General features: G+C 66.6%; 15 protein-coding genes. 4 read left to right on the plus strand and 11 right to left on the minus strand.

The features are described 5' to 3' along the window. Nucleotides 1-50: 50 nt before the first annotated feature. Together trhA and QW861_RS23705 are read left to right on the plus strand one after the other, a co-directional pair. The gene (gene trhA / locus QW861_RS23700) at nucleotides 51-746 is read left to right on the plus strand and encodes a PAQR family membrane homeostasis protein TrhA (protein ID WP_315826059.1); all 696 of its coding nucleotides are present in this window, start codon (nucleotides 51-53) and stop codon (nucleotides 744-746) included. A gap of 24 nt (nucleotides 747-770) precedes the next feature. Then, complete coding sequence (locus QW861_RS23705; RefSeq protein ID WP_316193541.1) at nucleotides 771-1,565, plus strand: SDR family oxidoreductase; 795 nt, start codon at nucleotides 771-773, stop codon at nucleotides 1,563-1,565. Nucleotides 1,566-2,330: 765 nt separating this feature from the next. Here the strand turns inward: QW861_RS23705 and QW861_RS23710 are convergent. After that, nucleotides 2,331-2,642, minus strand: a complete 312-nt coding sequence (locus tag QW861_RS23710; protein WP_409977923.1) for a MarR family winged helix-turn-helix transcriptional regulator — start codon at nucleotides 2,640-2,642, stop codon at nucleotides 2,331-2,333. Between the two features lie 510 nt (nucleotides 2,643-3,152). Between QW861_RS23710 and QW861_RS23715 the strand changes: the two genes are divergently transcribed. Next, on the plus strand, nucleotides 3,153-4,847 hold the full coding sequence (locus QW861_RS23715; protein WP_316193542.1) for an outer membrane beta-barrel protein: 1,695 nt from the start codon (nucleotides 3,153-3,155) through the stop codon (nucleotides 4,845-4,847). 393 nt (nucleotides 4,848-5,240) lie between these two features. On the opposite strand, the gene QW861_RS23720 is transcribed toward QW861_RS23715, so the two are convergent. The 10 genes from QW861_RS23720 to QW861_RS23765 form a co-directional block, all read right to left on the minus strand. Further along, on the minus strand, nucleotides 5,241-7,052 hold the full coding sequence (locus QW861_RS23720) for a hypothetical protein (RefSeq protein WP_316193543.1): 1,812 nt from the start codon (nucleotides 7,050-7,052) through the stop codon (nucleotides 5,241-5,243). Between the two features lie 4 nt (nucleotides 7,053-7,056). Beyond that, nucleotides 7,057-7,332, minus strand: a complete 276-nt coding sequence (locus QW861_RS23725) for a hypothetical protein (RefSeq protein WP_315752657.1) — start codon at nucleotides 7,330-7,332, stop codon at nucleotides 7,057-7,059. Nucleotides 7,333-7,375: 43 nt separating this feature from the next. After that, a complete protein-coding gene (gene mdlC, locus QW861_RS23730; RefSeq protein ID WP_315752658.1) occupies nucleotides 7,376-8,998 on the minus strand; it encodes a benzoylformate decarboxylase in 1,623 nt (540 codons plus the stop codon). Nucleotides 8,999-9,174: 176 nt separating this feature from the next. After that, nucleotides 9,175-10,023: a MaoC family dehydratase N-terminal domain-containing protein gene (locus QW861_RS23735; RefSeq protein ID WP_315752659.1), complete on the minus strand. Its 849-nt coding sequence runs from the start codon at nucleotides 10,021-10,023 to the stop codon at nucleotides 9,175-9,177. 2 nt (nucleotides 10,024-10,025) lie between these two features. Then, on the minus strand, nucleotides 10,026-11,138 hold the full coding sequence (locus QW861_RS23740) for a CaiB/BaiF CoA-transferase family protein (RefSeq protein WP_315752660.1): 1,113 nt from the start codon (nucleotides 11,136-11,138) through the stop codon (nucleotides 10,026-10,028). 9 nt (nucleotides 11,139-11,147) lie between these two features. Further along, the gene (locus QW861_RS23745) at nucleotides 11,148-12,314 is read right to left on the minus strand and encodes an acyl-CoA dehydrogenase family protein (RefSeq protein ID WP_315713988.1); all 1,167 of its coding nucleotides are present in this window, start codon (nucleotides 12,312-12,314) and stop codon (nucleotides 11,148-11,150) included. Between the two features lie 162 nt (nucleotides 12,315-12,476). Continuing rightward, nucleotides 12,477-13,058 (minus strand): thiamine pyrophosphate-dependent enzyme, encoded by a 582-nt coding sequence (locus tag QW861_RS23750; protein WP_315752661.1) that lies wholly within the window; start codon nucleotides 13,056-13,058, stop codon nucleotides 12,477-12,479. Further along, on the minus strand, nucleotides 13,058-13,597 hold the full coding sequence (locus QW861_RS23755; RefSeq protein ID WP_315752662.1) for a thiamine pyrophosphate-binding protein: 540 nt from the start codon (nucleotides 13,595-13,597) through the stop codon (nucleotides 13,058-13,060). The genes QW861_RS23750 and QW861_RS23755 overlap by 1 nt, the downstream gene beginning before the upstream one ends. Before the next feature lie 277 nt (nucleotides 13,598-13,874). Beyond that, the gene (locus tag QW861_RS23760) at nucleotides 13,875-15,146 is read right to left on the minus strand and encodes a cytochrome P450 (protein ID WP_315713991.1); all 1,272 of its coding nucleotides are present in this window, start codon (nucleotides 15,144-15,146) and stop codon (nucleotides 13,875-13,877) included. A gap of 183 nt (nucleotides 15,147-15,329) precedes the next feature. Further along, nucleotides 15,330-16,625, minus strand: a complete 1,296-nt coding sequence (locus tag QW861_RS23765) for a cytochrome P450 (RefSeq protein ID WP_316193544.1) — start codon at nucleotides 16,623-16,625, stop codon at nucleotides 15,330-15,332. 217 nt (nucleotides 16,626-16,842) lie between these two features. On the opposite strand from QW861_RS23765, the gene QW861_RS23770 reads away from it, so the two are divergent. Then, nucleotides 16,843-18,015: an isovaleryl-CoA dehydrogenase gene (locus QW861_RS23770; protein ID WP_315713993.1), complete on the plus strand. Its 1,173-nt coding sequence runs from the start codon at nucleotides 16,843-16,845 to the stop codon at nucleotides 18,013-18,015. Nucleotides 18,016-18,198: the final 183 nt, after the last annotated feature.

An 18,198-nucleotide genomic window follows, 5' to 3' on the forward strand; every position in this document is an offset into this window, starting at 1 on the left:
CATAATCCTTCCGGCACAATTGTCCCGGAAAACCGGCACCAGGTTCTGACATGACCGTATTTCAACTGAAGCAGTTCGCCTCGACCTCCGTCCATGCCGCCACCGGCGCGATGCGTTGGAACTACGACAAGGTCGAGATGATCGCGGACGGCGTCGTCCACGTCGTCGGCATCGCCGCCGGCCTGGTCGCCGCAACCGTGCTCGTCGTGCTGACCTCGATCTATGCCAGCGCCGTCGACATCGTGGTGGTGTCGATCTACGTCGCGGGACTGCTCTCGATGCTGACGCTGTCGGCAACCTATAATCTGTGGCCGGTGTCGCCGACCAAATGGGTGCTGCGCCGCTTCGACCACTCCGCCATCTACGTGCTGATCGCAGCCACCTATACGCCGTTCATCGCCGCCCTGAAGGATACGGTGTTCTCGGCCGCGCTGCTGCTCGGGGTCTGGGGCGTCGCCATCTTCGGCATCGTGCTGAAGCTGCGCTGGCCGGGCCGCTTCGACGCGCTCTCGATCGGGCTGTATCTCGCGCTCGGCTGGAGCGGCGTCATGATGTACGACCGGGTGATCTCGGTGATGCCGCCCTCGGTCCTGGCCTGCGTGCTCACAGGCGGCATCCTCTACAGCCTCGGCGTCATCTTCCACTCGTGGCGGCGCTTGCGCTTCCAGAACGCGATCTGGCATGGTTTCGTGTTGCTGGGCGCCGGCTTTCATTATACCGCAGTGCTCGACCTGGTCTTGACCTAGAAAATTCCACGAGGAGGGCTTTGCATGCAGGTGACCGGCAAGATTGTTGTGGTCACCGGCGGAGCCCGCGGCATCGGCAAGGCGCTGTGCGAGGCCTTCGCGGCCGCCGGTGCGGCCAAGGTGATCGTAGCCGATCTCGACGAAGCCGGCGCCAAGGCCGTCGCTGATGGCATCGGCGCCGCCGCCTTCAGATGCGACGTCTCCCAGGAAGCCGACATCCGGCACGTGATCGAGGAAACCGAGCGGCAGTTCGGGCCCATTGCGCTGTTCTGCTCCAATGCCGGCATCGGCGGCGGCTTCGACCCGCTGTCGGTCAATGTCGGCGGCACCTCCGACGAGCCGTGGGCGCGCAGTTGGGCCATTCACGTGATGGCGCATGTCTACGCGGCGCGGCATCTGATCCCGCGCTACAAGGCGCGCGGCGGCGGCTATTTCCTCAACACGATCTCGGCGGCCGGCCTGCTGTCGCAGGTCGGCAGCGCGCCTTACTCCACCACCAAGCATGCCGCGGTGGGATTTGCGGAGAATCTCGCGATCTCGCACAAGGCCGACAACATCAAGGTCTCGATCCTGTGCCCGCAGGGCGTCGACACCGACATGCTGCGATCGATTCCGAAGGGCCCGCAATCCGGCGACGGCGATCTGACACCGGAGCAGGTCGCGCAGGACGTGCTGAAAGGCCTTGCCGAGGAGAGCTTCCTGATCCTGCCGCATCCGCAGGTCCTCGGCTACATGCGCAAGAAGACCGAGAATTACGACCGCTGGCTCGGCGGCATGGCGAAGATCCAGGCAAAGATGCGCGAGGAGTTCGGGAAGTAGGTCTGCGACCATCGTCGGTCGACGTGACGGCGCCCGGCCTCAACGCCCTCCGCGGTCGTCCCCGCGACCACGGAGACCCATAGTCCCAGGGTGCAGTTCGAGCCACGCGCGTCGACCATCTCGCCCGAGGTTTTCGACCGCGGCGTATGGATCCGGCGTTCGCCGGAATGACGCTAAGGAGAGATCGTGCGGACATCATGGGCAGCGGACTTGATCCGACATCGATAGACATCATTGCGCCTTCTCGCGGCACATCATGCCCGAGCTGTACAGTTGACTTGTCCCTTCAAGATTCGAAGGGCGCAGGGAATGCCGGGTGAAGGCCTCACCCATGGCCCGCCTGCAGCAAAAAATGCAGGCGGCAGGTACCACAGGTGCAGCCGATCACCGGCATTCCCTGCGCGATGGTCTTCACGCTTATACGCAGTCTCCCTGGTGCGCCGGGCTGTTGGCCACCATTGTCCGCGCGGTGCATCAGCGCCATCGCGAACGTAACACCAGCATCGGGGTGTCAGGACGCTGCGACTTCACGTCCGCGGCCACGCCGTTCGTCCGCGTAGCAAGCTACGCTGCGGCATGGCCACGGCCATCGCATCCCGCCTCGCGTGTCGTGACGATCGCGCGCAACGCCCCTCCGTGGTGAGGCGGGATGCGCGGAAAGATCGTCCTGATTTGCCCGACGGCGCAAGGCCGCATGCTGCGGCATTTCAACACGACGGGCAGTTTCGTCATGGTGTGTATGCGCAATCTGCCCGTCGGGCGCCCTCATGGCTCCGACGGTTGCATGTCCTGCTCTGCCGCGCGCCAGGCTTCGAGCGCGCGGGCGTACAGCAACAGGCCCTCGCGCACCGTGCGCCGCTCGGTCTTCGACAGGGCCGACAGGGCGCCGCGGACCTGCTGGCGGCCGAAGGCGTGCAGCGTGGCCACCCTCTTCCGTCCCTTCGCGGTGAGGCAGAGCGGCTTGATGCGGGCGTCGCCGGAATCGATTGTCTCCTGCAACTCGCCGCTGTCGATCAGCTTGCGGACCATGCGGCTGACGCCGGATTTTTCCAGGTGCAGGACCGCGCCGAGCTGCATCGCGGTGAGACGCGTCGCCCTACGTCGTCGGCCACGTCCTGGCGGCCGACGGCGGCTTCCTCGCGGTCTGAATCTGAAAGGCGTCGGCTGTCGCCGATGGCGCAAGGCCCGCGATCGCCGAGCGGTCTCGGACGCGAGCGATCGTGGTCGAAACAGCTTCATGCTGAAGTCGGAATTTCGCCAGCTTCCGCGAAGCCGCGCAGCGATCGTCACCGTTTCAACTAATTAGTGCTTTCTACGAACGCGAAGATGCTTAGGCGCCGCTCCGCGGCGGCTCGTTGCGAACAGCTCTCAATCTCGCCTGAAATGTTCCCAGCTCGGCAAAACTTCCGCCGACGTTTGCCGGCTATCTCCAAGGCAAGGGGCTTCGTCGCGTGCATGCGCTGCGTATTCATCGCGACGGCGCCCTGACCCGACCTCGTCGCGTGATATTGGCATACCCCGGCATTTGCTTTGCAGGCTCATTCACCACACAAGACCGGCGCGTTCGCGGTGCGGACCAAGCGGCTCATGGTGACGCGATCCCACCGCGGGGTCACGCTCGCGCTCGTCGAGGTGCTGCTGCTGACCGTGATGGTGGTGGACGGCGCGTCCGCGCAGCAGACCATCAAGGCCAAGCCGACGGACGTCGTCCCGGGACGCGCCGACCGGCTGTTCTTTCGTCACGTGACGGCGCGCAGCATCTACTACAACGTTCCGCGGATCACCAACGACAGCCGGACGCTGATGATGCGCCAGGACCCGCGTGGCGTGAGCGCATTGCTGCGTCCGGTGCGCGAGGCCGGTGCGCCGTCGCTGGCCGCGCCGGGCAGGCCCGGCGCGCCGGTCGGCAGCTTCGGATTCTCCGCGTTTCAGCCCGCCCGTGGCGCGCGCGTGGCCACGGCCGAGCCGGCGGGAGACGCTCAACGCGCCGCGCCGCAACCGGCTGCGCGGCAGATCGCGGCAAAGCCCGCGGCAGCCGCCGAGGCGCCGCCGGCCAAGCCAGACGAGACCGTGGCAACCGCCCAGCCCGCGGCCGTGCTGCGCAACCGTGACGTTCTTCCCGATCGCAACCTGAATACGGTGAAGCCGCAGCCGGTGACCGCCGACGCGAAGCCCTATGATCCGACGGGCGTGACGGTCGGGGCGTTCCTGGTGAAACCGGCCGTCGAGATCCAGGCCGGTTATGACACCAATCCCACGCGGCGCAACGGCGGGCAGGGCTCACCGGTCGCCATCGTGGCGACGGAGGTCGCGGTCCGCTCGCAATGGGAGCGGCATCAGCTCAACGCCGATTTCCGCGGCGCCTACACCGAGGACAGCAACGTCCGCTCGCTCAGTCATCCGACGTTCGAGGCGCGGGCGCAAGGACGCTACGACGTCACCGAGGGCACCGCGATCACCGGCGAGGCGCGTTTCGTCAACGATGCATTGGCGCTTCCGGGCGCGCTCAAGCTGCCGCGCGCCACGACGTTCGGCGGCAGCGCCGGCGTGCTGCAGAAGATCGGTCCCGCCGAGATCGCATTCAAGGGATCGGCCGACCGCGTCATGTTCAACGACGCGCTGATCTTGGCCAACGTGCCGTTGCGGACGCAGGACCGCAACTACACCCAGCCGGGCGCGCAGGTCCGCGTCACCTATGTGCTCACGCCGAACATCTCGCCGTTCGTCGACATGAGCTTCGATCGGCGCAACCACGATCTGCAGGTCGACTTCAACGGCCAGCGCCGCGATTCCAGCGGCATCACCGCGCGCGGCGGCGCCGTCGTCAACATGGGATCGCTGACCGGCGAGGCCTCGGTCGGCTATCTCTCGCGCCGCATGGACTCGCCGCTGATGCCGAACATCAACGGCGTGATCGCGGATGCGACGCTCGCTTGGGCCGCGACCGACGCCACGACGTTCGTGCTGGTGGCGCGCTCGCAGGCCTCGGAGACGCCGGCGATGAACGTCTCGGGCATCCTGTCGCGCGACGTGATCCTGCAGATGGACCATCAGTTCGAGCCGTGGCTGATCGGAACGCTGCGCGGCGGCTACGGCCAGGATCAGTTCGTCGGCATCGGCCGCGTCGACCAGCGCATGTTCGTCGCCGCCGGCGGCACCTACAAGATGAACCGCAACGTTCAGCTCAAGAGCGAGGTCCGGACCGAATGGACCCGCTCCAACATCGCTCTCAACAACTTCATGACGGTGGTCGGCGTCGTCGGCGTGCGATTCCAATATTGAGCAGCGGCCGGGTCCGGTGGCGCACCTTCGCCGCCCTGCATCTCCGCCGTCGTCCCGGGCAAGCCGCGCGACAGCGCGGGTGCGACGCCGACGGGGACCCAGACGCCGCGACGGATGTCTGACCGGATTGCGAACGACGCGGCTGGTCTGCATCGACCACAAGCGGCTGGTCGCGCTCAAAAGAAAAGCCCCGCAGGGGACGGGGCTTGAAGGCAATGCATGCCGGTCGGGTGGGGGGGGACCCGGGCGTCTCACGCGGCGGGATGAGGTCAGGTCGCCGACGCGTGGGTCGTCCCGGATTGGTTCGGCATGCGGCTGGTGATGGTCTTGTTATCGTTATCCGTGTCCGCGCCGCCCGGCGTAAGCCGACAGGCGGCGCGGAGCGCAGCGGTCTCACTGTTCGAGCGCGGCCAGGGCAGCGTTGCCGATCTGCTGCGCCTCGGCCCAGGCGGCCTGGGTGGCCTGCTGGGCGGCGGTGTAGCCGGCCTGGATCTGCTGCTGAGCCGCGGCCCGCAGCGCCTGCTCCTGCTGCTCGCCGGTCTCGCGGGCCTGGGTCAGGGCCTGATTGTCGGCATTCAGCGTCGCATTGGCCTGGTTGAAGGCGTTGGCGGTGGTCTGCGCCTTGGCCTGGGCCGCCGCCAGTGCGGCCTGGTTGGCCGCATTGTTGGCGCGTTCGAGGACCTCGGCGGCCTCCTGTGCGTCCTGCTTGGCCTGCTGCGCGGCCTGACGCGCCTGCTCCAGCGCCTGCCTGTCGGCGTTCACCTTCTGCTCGGCCGCTTCCACCGTCGCATCGATCGTGCCGATCTTCTGGTTCAGCGCGGCCTCGACCGTCTTCTGGTTCTGGGTCGCAGCCGCCTGCGCGGCCTGGGTCTTCTGCTGGGCGACCGCGCGTGCCTGCTCGCCGGTCTTCAACGCCGCCTGCAGCGCGGCCTGCTCGGCGGCTTCCTGGGCCGCCTGGTTCTGCTGATTGTTGTTATTGTTGTTGCCGTTGCCGGCCGCCGCTCCGCCATTGTTGGCATTGCCGCCATTGTTGGCGTTGCCGGCCGCCTGGCCGGCCTGCTGGGCCGCCTTGCCGGCGGCCTCGGCCGTCTCGCGCGCGGTGTCCTTGGCGGCGTTGGCGGCTTCCTTGGCCTCGTTGGAGACGTCGATGTCCTTGTCGAGCTTCTGGAACGCGGCCTGCAGCGCGGCCGAGGCTGCCGTCAGCTTCGCAGCGTTCGCGGTCGCCGCGGCCTGGTTGGCGGCGGTCGGGTTCTTCTCGGCCTGCTCCTGGGCCTCGATCGCGGCGCCGCGTGCGTTCTGCTCGGCCTGACGCGCGACGTCGATTGCCTTGCGGTCGGCAGCGACCTGCGCCTCGGCGGCGGCGGCGGTCTGCGCGGCGGCCGCGGCCGCTGCGTTGGCCTTGGCGACGGCATCGGTGCTGCTCGACGCCGCGGCAGCCGCCTTGGCCGGCGTCGCTGCGGCTGCGGGTGTCGCGGTGGCCTTGGCGACCGCGACGGTGGTGGTCGCTGCCGCGGCGGCCGCAGCGGCCGGCTTCGCCGCGCTCGTCGTGGTGCTGGTCGCGGCTGCGGTCTTGGCCGCACCGGTCGTCGTCGTTGCGGCGGTGGCGGCAGCGGCGGGCTTGGCGGCGGTCGTCGCGGCCGTGGCGACGGCAGCGACGGGCTTGGCCGCAGCCGTGCCGGTCGTTACGGCCGCCGTCTTGGCGGCGGTGCTCGCCGCGGTCGCCGCGGCGGTGGTGGCGGCCGTGGTCGCAGCGGTGTTCGCAGCCTTGGCGGCGGCGCCGGCCGCGGCCTTCGCAGCGGCGCCGGCCGCGGCCTTCGCAGCGGCGCTGGCTGCGGCCTTCGCTGCCGCGTCGGTCGCCGCCTTCGCGGCAGCATTCGCTGCAGCCTTGGCGGCAGCGTTTGCCGCAGCCTTGGCGGCGGCGTCCTGCGCGGCCTTGGCGGCGGCAGCGGCTGCAGCCTTGGCAGCGGCATCCTGGGCCGCCTTGGCGGCTGCCTGGGCTGCGGCCTTCGCCGCCGCCTCCTGCGCCGCCTTCGCGGCGGCGTTGGTGGTGGCCGAAGTGGCAAGGGCGGTGGTCATGGCCTGCGCATTGGCCGCCTGATGCGGCAGCGCCGTCACCGCCAGAGCGGACATTAGGGCCAGCACGCTGACATGGCGATAGAGATCGGTCCTCGACGCCGCGGTTTGAAGATTCTTCTTATCCGCCATCAGCTCAACTCCCTTGGTACGCTGGATTGGATGATGGAACCTTTTGAAAATGATTTTGGCTTGCAGAATGGTCGGACCTTGCAAGCAGCAAGGCGTCTGCCTGCAAGCTGACGGCAGGATTTCGCGATGTTTGCGGCAAGCCGGCCGCGACGAGATGGCGCAGGGGAACAGAAAGCTTTTGAAACAAACGGTTGCAGTCGGAACGCCGGTTGCACGGTTGGGGCGGGCCGATGAGCATTTCGCGGCGAGCCATGCCGCCGCCATTGAAGGTGCGACGCATTGTCGCATATGCCGTGAAAGTCGTCCGCTGTGCGAACGGCGGCTCAGCCCTTCTGGGCGTAGAGCAGCGGGACCGCGGCGTCGACCATCACCTCAACGAGGCTCGTGCCGGCATGGGCGAGGGCTCGCGTCAGCGCACCGGCGAGATCGGCGGCATGGTTCACGCGCACTGCGTCGCAGCCCATGCCTTCCGCGAGCTTGACGAAATCGAGGCCGGGCAGCTCGAGCCCGGGCACGTTGCGCACCTGCATGACCTGGCTGAACGAGCGCATCGCGCCATAGCCGGAATTGTTGATGACGACGACCGTCAGCGGCAGCCTGCGCTGCGTGGCGGTCCACAGCGCCTGCAGCGAATACATCGCCGAGCCGTCGCCGATCAGGCACACCGTGCGGCCGGTGCTACGGCCCAGCGCCATGCCGACCGCCGCCGGCAGGCTGTAGCCGAGCCCGCCGCTCGCCATCGTGTAGAACGACTCCGCGCCGGGCATTGGCATGTACTTGTGCATCACCGGCCGGTGCGAGGGGATCTCCTCGACCACGGCGCTGCCCGCCGGAAGCGCCTGCGCCAGCGTATGCAGGAGATAGTCGACCGGAATCGGATCGGATGGCTTCGGTGCGTCGGGTAGCACGCGGCCCTTCGGCGCCGCGCGCCTGGTCTCCGGCAGCAGCTCCAGCAGCAGCGACAGCGCCGGCCGCATCGTGGCGATGATGCTGGTGCCGACCGGCGGCACCGCGGCGCCTTCGGCGTCGTCGGTGATCTGATAAAGCGTGGTGGCGCCGTCGAAGATCGCGGCGTGGCCCTCGACATGGAAGGTGAACACCGGCGCGCCGATCACGACGACGAGGTCGTGCGGTTTCAGGGCGTCGGACAATTGTCCGGGCGAGGCGTGCAGAAAGCCCTGGAATTGCGGATGGCGCTCGGGAAATGAGCAGCGCGCCGAGAACGGGCTGACCCAGACCGCGGCCTTGGCCTTCTCGGCGACCTCGACCATCAGTTCGACGCAGCCGGCGCGGTCGATGCCGGGGCCGACCACGAGCGCGGGATTCTTCGCGGCGGCAAGTGCGCTCACCAGTTCGTCCATGGCGGCGCGATCGGGGCCGAGCTCGCGGCTTACCTTGCGCGCGGTGATCGGTTGCGCCGGATGCATCCAGTCGTCGATCGGGATCGAGACGAAGGTCGGCCCGCAAGGCGGCTGCATCGCGGTGTAGTAGGCGCGGGCGATCGCGCCCGGCACGTCCTCGGGCCGCGCCGGCTCGACGCTGTATTTGACGTAAGGGCGCGGGAATTCGGACGGGCGTTCGGCATAGAGAAAGGCCTGCAGCGGCAGGATCGAGCGCGCCTGCTGGCCGGCGGTGATGACCAGCGGCGTCTGGTTGCGGTGCGCGGTGTAGATGTTGCCGAGCGCGTTGCCGACGCCGGCCGCCGAATGCAGATTGACGAAGCCGGCATTGCGCGTCGCCTGGGCATAGCCGTCGGCCATGCCGACGACGGAAGCCTCCTGCAGGCCGAGCACGTAGTCGATGTCCTCGGGCCAGTCGCTGAGGAACGGCAGCTCGGTCGAGCCGGGATTGCCGAACACCTTTTTGATGCCGAAGGCGCGCAGCAGCTCGAAGGTGGCCTGCTTGACGGTGACGGATTTGGTTGTTGTTTTCGTTGTTTTGGCCAAAGGCGTTCCCTCGGGTGCTTTTTTTGGGTTCGTCATTCCGGGGCGATGCGAAGCATCGAACCCGGAATCTCGAGCGGTTCTTCTCCCTCACCTCGAGGTTCCGGGTTCGATGCTCTGCGCCAAAATGGCTTCGCCATTCTGTTGCGACGCACCGCCCCGGAACGACAGAGTCTATGTCACCAATTCGCGATGCCCTTCATCGTCGGCTGCCGCTCGGCGTTGGCGGTCCACAGCTCCAGGCCGCCATCCTTGTCATTCGCATTCACCGAGAACGCGCTGCCCTCGAACAATGGCTGCACGCCGCGATAGGCGAACTTGGCCGGCGGCTTGCCCTTGAGTCTGGCGGCGAACTCGACCAGCAGCGCGGCCTGCAAAGGTCCGTGGAAGATCAGGCCCGGATAGCCTTCGACCCTGGTGACGTAGTCGCGGTCGTAATGGATGCGATGGCCGTTGAAGGTCAGGGCGGAATAGCGAAACAGCAGCACGGCATCGGAGACGCGCGTCTCGCTGTGCTGCGCGACCGGCGGAGGCGGCGGCGCCTTCGCCGGCGCAGCCTGCGCGCCGCCCATGTCGCGATAGACGATGTCCTGGCGCTCGCGGATCGCGACGCCGCGCGGCGTCGATACGACATGCTCCACCGACACGAAGCAGAGCTGGCCGGTCGAGCCGCTCTTCAGGGTGACGTCGGTGATGGTCGACACGCGCGTCGCGACATCGCCGACGCGCAAGGGATCGATGAACTGCACCTCGCCGCCCGCCCACATGCGGCGCGGCAGCGGCACCGGCGGCAGGAAGTCGCCGCGGGTCGGATGGCCGTCGGGGCCGAGCTGATCGTGTGGAAACACCGGCTGGCCCAAACACCAGTGCACGGTGTAGGGCGCGATGTCGCCGGCTGTCGGTTCGCCGATCTCCTGGAACAGCGTCGCGCGCAGCCCCTTGGTGAGCTGCGGGGTGACGAGGTCGGTCGCCTCGGCGCTGCGGCCGACCCATTGCCGGAGGTGATCGAGATCGAGCGTGTCCGTCATGATCATCCCTTTCGCTGATGCGGCGAGGCGGCCTCGCCGATCGCGGGCACGGCGCCGTAATGCCTGTCGTCGCCGACCACGATCGCCGCCGGCGCGGGATAGCTGACGACGCCGTTCGGCGTGTTCACCTCGATCCGCCGCAGATGCGGATGAACCGCGAGGTCGGCCATGCTGTTGACCTCGGCAAAGGCGATGTCGGCGCTCGCGAGCTTGCCCAGCAGCTCATCGCGCGACAGCGCCGCGAAGCGCTCCGCGACGATGCCGTCGGTCAGCGCACGGTTGCGCACGCGCTCGACCATGTTGGCGAAGCGCGGATCGTCCGGCAATGTGGGCTGGTCCAGCACCTTGGCGCACAGCGTCTTCCACTCGCGCTCGCTCTGGATCGAGATCAGGATGTCCTTGCCGTCCTTCGAGGTGAACACGCCATAGGGCGCGATCGAGGGGTGGGCGAGGCCGATGCGCTTCGGCGCATTGCCGGCTTCCGCGTTGAGCAGCGGCACGGTGAGCCAGTCGGCCATCACGTCGAACATCGAGATCCTGATGTCGGCGCCTTCGCCAGTGCGGCCGCGCCTGATCAGCGCCTCCAGGATCGCGGCATGCGCCGTCGCGCCGGTCGCGACGTCGACGATCGACATGCCGACGCGGGAGGGGCCGTCCGGCCCGCCGGTGATCGAGGCCAGCCCGCTCTCGGCCTGGATCAGCAGGTCATAGGCCTTGCGATCGGCGTAGGGACCGGAGTCGCCATAGCCGGTGATGGTGCAGCAGATCAGCTTCGGATAGTCCTTGCGCAGCCGCTCACGGGCAAAGCCCATTCTGTCCATCGAGCCGGGTTTCAGGTTCTGCAGCAGCACGTCGGCGCCGGCGATCAGCTTCTCCAGTTCGGCGCGACCTTCCGGCCTTGAGAGGTCGACGACGACGGAATCCTTGCCGCGGTTGAGCCACACGAAATAGCTGCTCTGACCCTTGGCGGCGGCGTCGTAGCCGCGGGCGAAATCGCCCTCGGGCCGCTCGATCTTGATCACGTGAGCGCCGGCATCGGCGAGACGCGACGAGCAGAACGGTGCGGCCACCGCCTGCTCGACGGCGACGACAATGATCCCTTCAAGCGGCAGCATGGCCCGACCTCAATACGAGCGCGGCATGCCGAGCACGTGCTCGGCGACGTAGGAGAGAATGAGGTTGGTCGAGATCGGCGCCACCTGATACAGCCGCGTCTCGCGGAATTTGCGCTCCACGTCGTACTCCTCGGCGAAGCCGAAGCCGCCATGGGTCTGGATGCAGGCATTGGCCGCCTCGAACGACGCATCGGCCGCGAGCATCTTGGCCATATTGGCCTCGGCGCCGCAGTCGAGCCCGGCCTCGTATTTGCGCGTGGCCTCCTTGACCATCAGCTCGGCCGCGCGCATCGACGCATAGGCCTTGGCGATCGGGAACTGGATGCCTTGATTCTGGCCGATCGGCCGGCCGAACACGACGCGCTCCTTGGCATAGGCGGTGGCTTTCGCGATGAACCATTTGGCGTCGCCGACGCATTCGGCCGCGATCAGGATGCGCTCGGCGTTCATGCCGGAGAGGATGTAGCGGAAGCCCTTGCCTTCCTCGCCGATCAGGTTCTCCGCCGGCACCCGCATGTCGGTGAAGAACACTTCCGTCGTGGCGTGGTTCATCATCGTCCGGATCGGGCGGATGGTGAGCCCGGCCTTCTTGGCCTCGCGCATGTCGACGATGAAGACGGAGAGACCATCGGTGCGCTTCTGCGCCTGCTCTTTCGGCGTGGTGCGCGCGAGCAGGATCATCAGGTCGGAATGCTCCGCGCGGCTGGTCCAGATCTTCTGGCCGTTGACGACATAGCTGTCGCCGTCGCGCTTCGCGACCGTCTTCAGCGACGTCGTGTCGGTGCCCGAAGTGGGTTCGGTGACGCCGAAAGCCTGCAGCCGCAACTCGCCGCTGGCGACCTTCGGCAGCCACTTCGCCTTCTGCTCGGCGGAGCCGTGGCGCAGCACCGTGCCCATCGTGTACATCTGGGCGTGACAACCGCCGCCATTGCAGCCGGCACGCTGGATCTCCTCGAGGATCGCCGCAGCGGCCGACAGCTTCAATCCCGCGCCGCCATATTCCTCGGGAATCAGCACGGAGAGATAGCCCGCCTCGGTCAGCGCATCGACGAAGGCCGAGGGATAGGCCATCTCGCGATCGAGCTTGCGCCAATATTCACCAGGGAACTGCGCGCACAGCTTGGCCACCGCGTCGCGGATATCGGCGTAATCGTCGTGCTGATGCTGGTCTGTCATGTGTTGCTCCGCCGGCCGCCGTGACGCGGCCTGGGCTCTCTCCCTGGACTTGTTTCCTGATAGCCTATGACCAAGCGGGTCACGCTTGGCAAGCTTGGAATGCCAGCGTTGCAGCCGAGCAGCCTTGCCGGAGCGACAGAGCAGGCCGCCTGCGGCGACGTTCTAGCTGACGGGAAATCCGAGATGACCGCGGAAACGGTTTTTGAGGAAGACACCGTCGCGTGCGGGCAGCGCGCGGTCAACGTGATCGGTCGAGATCGCGACGCGGGCGAAGTGCGGCCCGGAGAACGCGTGCAGCTTTGGCCGGAAGGCGTCGAGCGCCGCGCTGTCCTCGAGCGTGCTGACGGAGGGAAAGCCGGCTCCGGTCGCGATCAGCTCGAGATTTGCGCCGAGCCCGGAATGGCTCATCTGCATCCCGGTCTCGCCGAAATGGGCGTTGTCGAGCACGACGATCGAGAGATTCTTGGGCTTCTTCGCGGCTGCAGTCGCGAGGCTGCCGAGCCCCATCAGTTGTTCGCCGTCGCCGGTGATGACGACGACCGGGCGCGATGGCTGCGCCAGTGCGAGACCCAGGCCGATCGTGGCCGCGCCGCCCATCGCGCCCCAGAGATAGAAGTTGGCGTCGTGATCGCCCGCGGCGAACACGTCGTAGGACGATGAGCCGAGGCCGCTGACGACCAGCAGGTCGCCACGGTTCTGCAGCAGCGCCTTGACGGCGGTGCGGCGGTCGAGCGGTGCTCCCATCACTTCGCCTCCGTCCACTTCTTGGCGCCGATCATGCGCTGGGAGATCAGCACCGCGATCGGCTGATCGCTGTCGAACGCGAGCCTCGCTGCAGCGGCCGCCATCTCGCCGGCGTCTTCGGGACGTTCCAGCCGGAACACCGTGACGCCCATGATCTCGAAGGCCGCCTGCGTCGCCTTGCCCATCGGCACCTGCCACGGATTGAACTCGGCCCACTCGCCGCGCATCGTCACGAAGGCGAGGAACGGGAAGCGGCAGCTCTGAAGCAACGACAGCATGTTGACGCAATTGCCGACGCCGCTCGACTGCATCAGCAGCACTGCGCGCTGCCCGCCGAGCCAGGCGCCGGCGGAGAGCGCGACACCTTCCTCTTCGGTGGTCAGGACCGTGGTGGCGATCGCGGGATCGTCATGGGCGAGGCCGATCAGGCGGGAATGGCCGGCGTCGGGGACGTAGCACAGCTGACGGACGTCGGCCGCCTTCAGCGCCTCGTAGATGGCGAGCGGCCAGTCGGTGGTGGGCGTGTCGGAAGCGGCCATGGCGTCCTGAGGTTCATGAGCACCGATGGTGCAGCGGATGATTTAGCCAGAAACGACCGTCGAAGCCCATTGAATCTCGTTCAACCCGCCATGCCGGATTCTCATAGGCAGCCTAGGGCCTCGTGGTCCGGCTGGGGAGGCCTCATGGTTCGAGACGCCGGTGCGCGGCTCCTCACCCTCATGGTGAGGAGCGCCGCTCGCGGGCGCGTCTCGAACCATGAGGCCCCATGCGGCCGACCACGCGATCGTCATGTGGAGTGGCGGGAGCAACAGGAACTCACCCCGGGATCCGCACCGGCAGCGATTCATAGCCGCGGACGAAGCTGGAATAGACCCGCTTCGGCTCGCCCACGACCTCGATGCGGTCGAAGCGCTTGAGGATCTCTTGCCAGACGATGCGCAGCTGCAACTCGGCGAGTCGCATGCCGACGCAGCGGTGGATGCCGAAGCCGAATGAGAGATGAATGCGCGGCCGCTTGCGGTCGATGATGAAGGCGTCGGGGTTCTCGATCACCTCCCCGTCGCGGTTGCCCGAGACGTACCACATCACGACGCGGTCCCCCTTCTTGATCGTCTTCCCGCCGAGCTCGGTATCGACCAGCGCGGTGCGGCGCATGTGGGCGAGCGGCGTCTGCCAGCGGATCACCTCGGGCACCATGGTCTCGATCAGCGCCGGATTGTCGCGCAGCTTCTGATACTCGGCCGGGTTCTCGTTCAACGCCAGCACCGATGCCGTCATCGTATTGCGGGTGGTGTCGTTGCCGCCGACGATGAGCAGGATCAGGTTGCCCATCAGATTGTCCGGCGTCATGTGCCGCGTCGCCTCGCTGTGCGCCATCATCGAGATCAGGTCGCGGCCGGGCTCGGCCTGACGCGCCTTCCACATCCGGCCGAAGGTCTCGGCGCATTCGCCGAGCTCGCGGCGGCGCTCCTCCTCCGACGAAACGATGCCGCTCTTGGGCAGGGCGGTGGAGACATCCGACCAGCGCGTCAGCTTGCGGCGCTCCTCGAACGGGAAGTCGAACAGGGTCGCCAGCATCTGTGTCGTCAGCTCGATCGAGACCTTCTCGACCCAGTTGAAGGTCTCGTTGCGCGGCAGCGAATCCAGCACCTTGGCCGAGCGCTGCCGGATCAGCACCGCCATCTCGTCGAGATGGTCCGGCGTGAACATCGGCTGCACGGTCTTGCGCTGCTCGCCATGGCGGGGCTCGTCCATCGCGATGAAGCTCGGCCACTCATAGCCCGGCGGCACGTCGCGGATCATGATTCCGCCATTGCTGACGTCCGACGAGAAGACCGCGTGGTTGGTATCGACATGCATGATGTCGTGATAGCGCGTCACCGACCAATAGGGCTCGATCGGCGCCTTGGTGCAGTAGTGCACGGGCGCCTCCTTGCGCAGCCGCTCGAACCACGGCCAGATCGTGTCGTTCTGGAACAGCCGGGGCGCGCCGGGATGGAAGTCCTCGATCGGCGTCGAGTAGGCCTCGAGGCGCGCGTCGCGCAGCAGATCGGCCTTATCGGAGCGAAGCGCGGCCTGGACGGTCATGGGGTGGTCCTTTTCTTGCTGCTGTTTCTTGCTGCCGTACCGATCGTACTCACGTCATCCTCCGCAAAGGCGGACGATCCAGTACGTCGAGACGTCAATCATATTGCAATATCGTTCTCCGGAATACGGGATGCCCCGCCTGCGCGGGGCATGACGGCAAAGTTGATCTGCACCGCGATCAGTTCACACTGCAATCCGTACCGGCAACGTCTCATATCCCTTCACGAAGCTCGAATAGACCCGCTTCGGCTCGTCCATCACGTCGATATGATCGAATCGTTTCAGGATCTCCTCCCAGATGATCTTGAGTTGCAGTTCGGCCAATCGCAAGCCGACACAGCGGTGGATGCCGAAGCCAAATGACAGATGCTGGCGCGGCCTGACACGGTCGATGATGAAGTCGTAGGGACGCTCGATGGCGGCCTCGTCGCGGTTGCCCGAGACGTACCACATCACGACCTTGTCGCCTTTCTTGATCTGCTTGCCGCGGAACTCGATGTCTTCCAGCGCGGTACGGCGCATGTGGGCGAGCGGGGTCTGCCAGCGGATGACCTCGGGGACGAAGCTGTCGATCAGCGCGGGGTTGTCCTTGAGCTTGCGGTACTGATCAAGGTTCTGACTGAGCGCATAGATGCTGCCGGACATGGTATTGCGCGTGGTGTCGTTGCCGCCGACGATCAGGAGCACGAGATTGCCGAGGAAGTTCTTCGGGTCCATGTTCCGGGTCGCCTCGCTGTGGGCCATCATCGACAGCAGGTCGCTCTTCGGCGGCTGGTTGACGCGCTCCTGCCAGAGCCGGGCGAAATAGCGCGCACAGTCCATCAGTTCGGCCTGCCGTTCGTCCTCGGTCGCGACAAGCCCATCGGGGCCGGGGATCGTGGTCGCGATATCCGACCAGCGCGTCAGCTTGCGGCGGTCTTCCCAGGGGAAGTCGAACAGCACCGCCAGCATCTGCGTGGTCAGCTCGATCGAGACGCGATCGACCCAGTCGAACACCTCGCCGACAGGCAGATTGTCCAGGCATTCGGCGGAGCGCTTGCGGATGTTGATCGCGAGCTCGTCGAGATGTGTCGGCGTGAACATCGGTGCCACGGTCTTGCGCTGCGCGGCATGGCGCGGCGGATCCATCGCGATGAAGCTCTCGCGGCGCAGGTCAGGATCGACGTCGCGAATGGTGATGCCGCCGAGCGCGGACGCCGAGGAGAACACCGCGTGGTTTGTCTCGATCTCCATGATGTCGTCGTATCGGGTGATCGACCAGTAGGGACCGAACATCGACTCCTTGCAGTAGTGCACCGGATCCTCGCGACGCAGCCGGTCGAAATAGGGCCAGTGCGTGTCGGTACGGAACAACTCCGGATGACCGGGGTCGAATTCGGCGAGCGGCAACGATGCGGCGCGGCTGGCGGCCGTGTCGTCGACGCGCTCGCCTGCTGCGGCGTGTCGCTGTGCCTCGGCCGTCGTGGTGGTCCCGTGCATGGACGTCTCCCTGATGGCCGGATTTGAGCTGTCCGGCGATGTTGGGTGCGATTACATCCTGCCCGGGAGCGCGGGGCAAGCGCGGAGTGGGGCCGCCGGGCCGGTCTTGCGTCGCAACGCTGGTATTTGTCCGGACGTCGGGCGTGACAAGCGCCACGTCACGGAATATGGCTTTGGGCGATTGTTGCAAAGCAGAAGACTAGCAGGAGGCCGCCCCATGATCGCCAACGCGCAGCGCATGTTCAATTTCGATCTCGGCGAGACCGCAGACGCGATTCGCGAGACGGTGGCGAGCTTTTCGCAAGAGCAGATCGCGCCGCGCGCTGCCGAGATCGACCGCTCCAACCAGTTTCCGCGCGATCTCTGGCCCAGGATCGGCGAGCTCGGTCTGCACGGCATCACGGTGGAGGAAGAGTATGGCGGTGCCGGCCTCGGCTATCTCGAGCACTGCATCGCCATGGAAGAGATCTCGCGCGCCTCGGCCTCGGTGGGCCTGTCCTACGGCGCCCACTCCAACCTCTGCGTCAACCAGATCCGCCGCAACGGCAACGAGGCGCAGAAGCGCAAATATCTGCCGAAGCTGATCTCGGGCGAGCATGTCGGCTCGCTGGCGATGTCCGAGCCGCAGGCCGGCTCCGACGTGGTGTCGATGAAGACCCGCGCCGACAAGAAGGGAGACCGCTTCGTCCTCAACGGCAACAAGATGTGGATCACCAATGGTCCGATCGCCGAGACGCTGGTGGTCTATGCCAAGACCGATCCGCAAGGAGGCCCGCGCGGCATCACCGCGTTCATCATCGAGAAGGGCATGAAGGGCTTCTCGACCGCGCAGAAGCTCGACAAGCTCGGCATGCGCGGCTCCGACACCTGTGAGCTGGTGTTCGAGGATTGCGAGGTCCCGGAGGAGAACGTGCTGGGGCAGGTCGGCCGCGGCGTCAACGTGCTGATGAGTGGCCTCGATTACGAGCGCGCGGTGCTCGCGGCAGGTCCGCTCGGCATCATGCAGGCCTGCATGGACGCGGTGCTACCCTACGTGCACGAGCGCAAGCAGTTCGGCCAGCCGATCGGCACCTTCCAGCTCGTGCAGGGCAAGGTTGCCGACATGTACACGACGATGAATGCCGCGCGCGCCTATGTCTATGCCGTGGCCAAGGCCTGCGATCGGGGCGAGACGACGCGTGAGGACGCCGCCGGCGCGATTCTGTTCGCCGCCGAAAAGGCGACGCAATGTGCGCTCGATGCGATCCAGCTGCTCGGCGGCAACGGCTATATCAACGACTATGCGACCGGGCGGCTGCTGCGCGACGCCAAGCTCTACGAGATCGGCGCCGGCACCAGCGAGATCCGCCGCATGCTGATCGGGCGGGAATTGTTCGAGAAGACGTCTTGAGGCGCAGACCAAGCGGTTGGCGTATGCGGGACATGCGTTCGCCAACCGGCCGGATGCAGATATTTTAGTCATCCTCGTCGAGGCCGGTGTTTTTTTCCGGCCGACTTGCGTAGAAAATACGTCGAACCTCGAAGTCGTCCCGGCGACGAACCATCGAGGTATATTGTAGATCTTTTGCGGGTG

It is taken from the genome of Bradyrhizobium sp. SZCCHNRI1029 (genome assembly GCF_032487555.1).
Classification (GTDB): Bacteria; Pseudomonadota; Alphaproteobacteria; order Rhizobiales; family Xanthobacteraceae; genus Bradyrhizobium.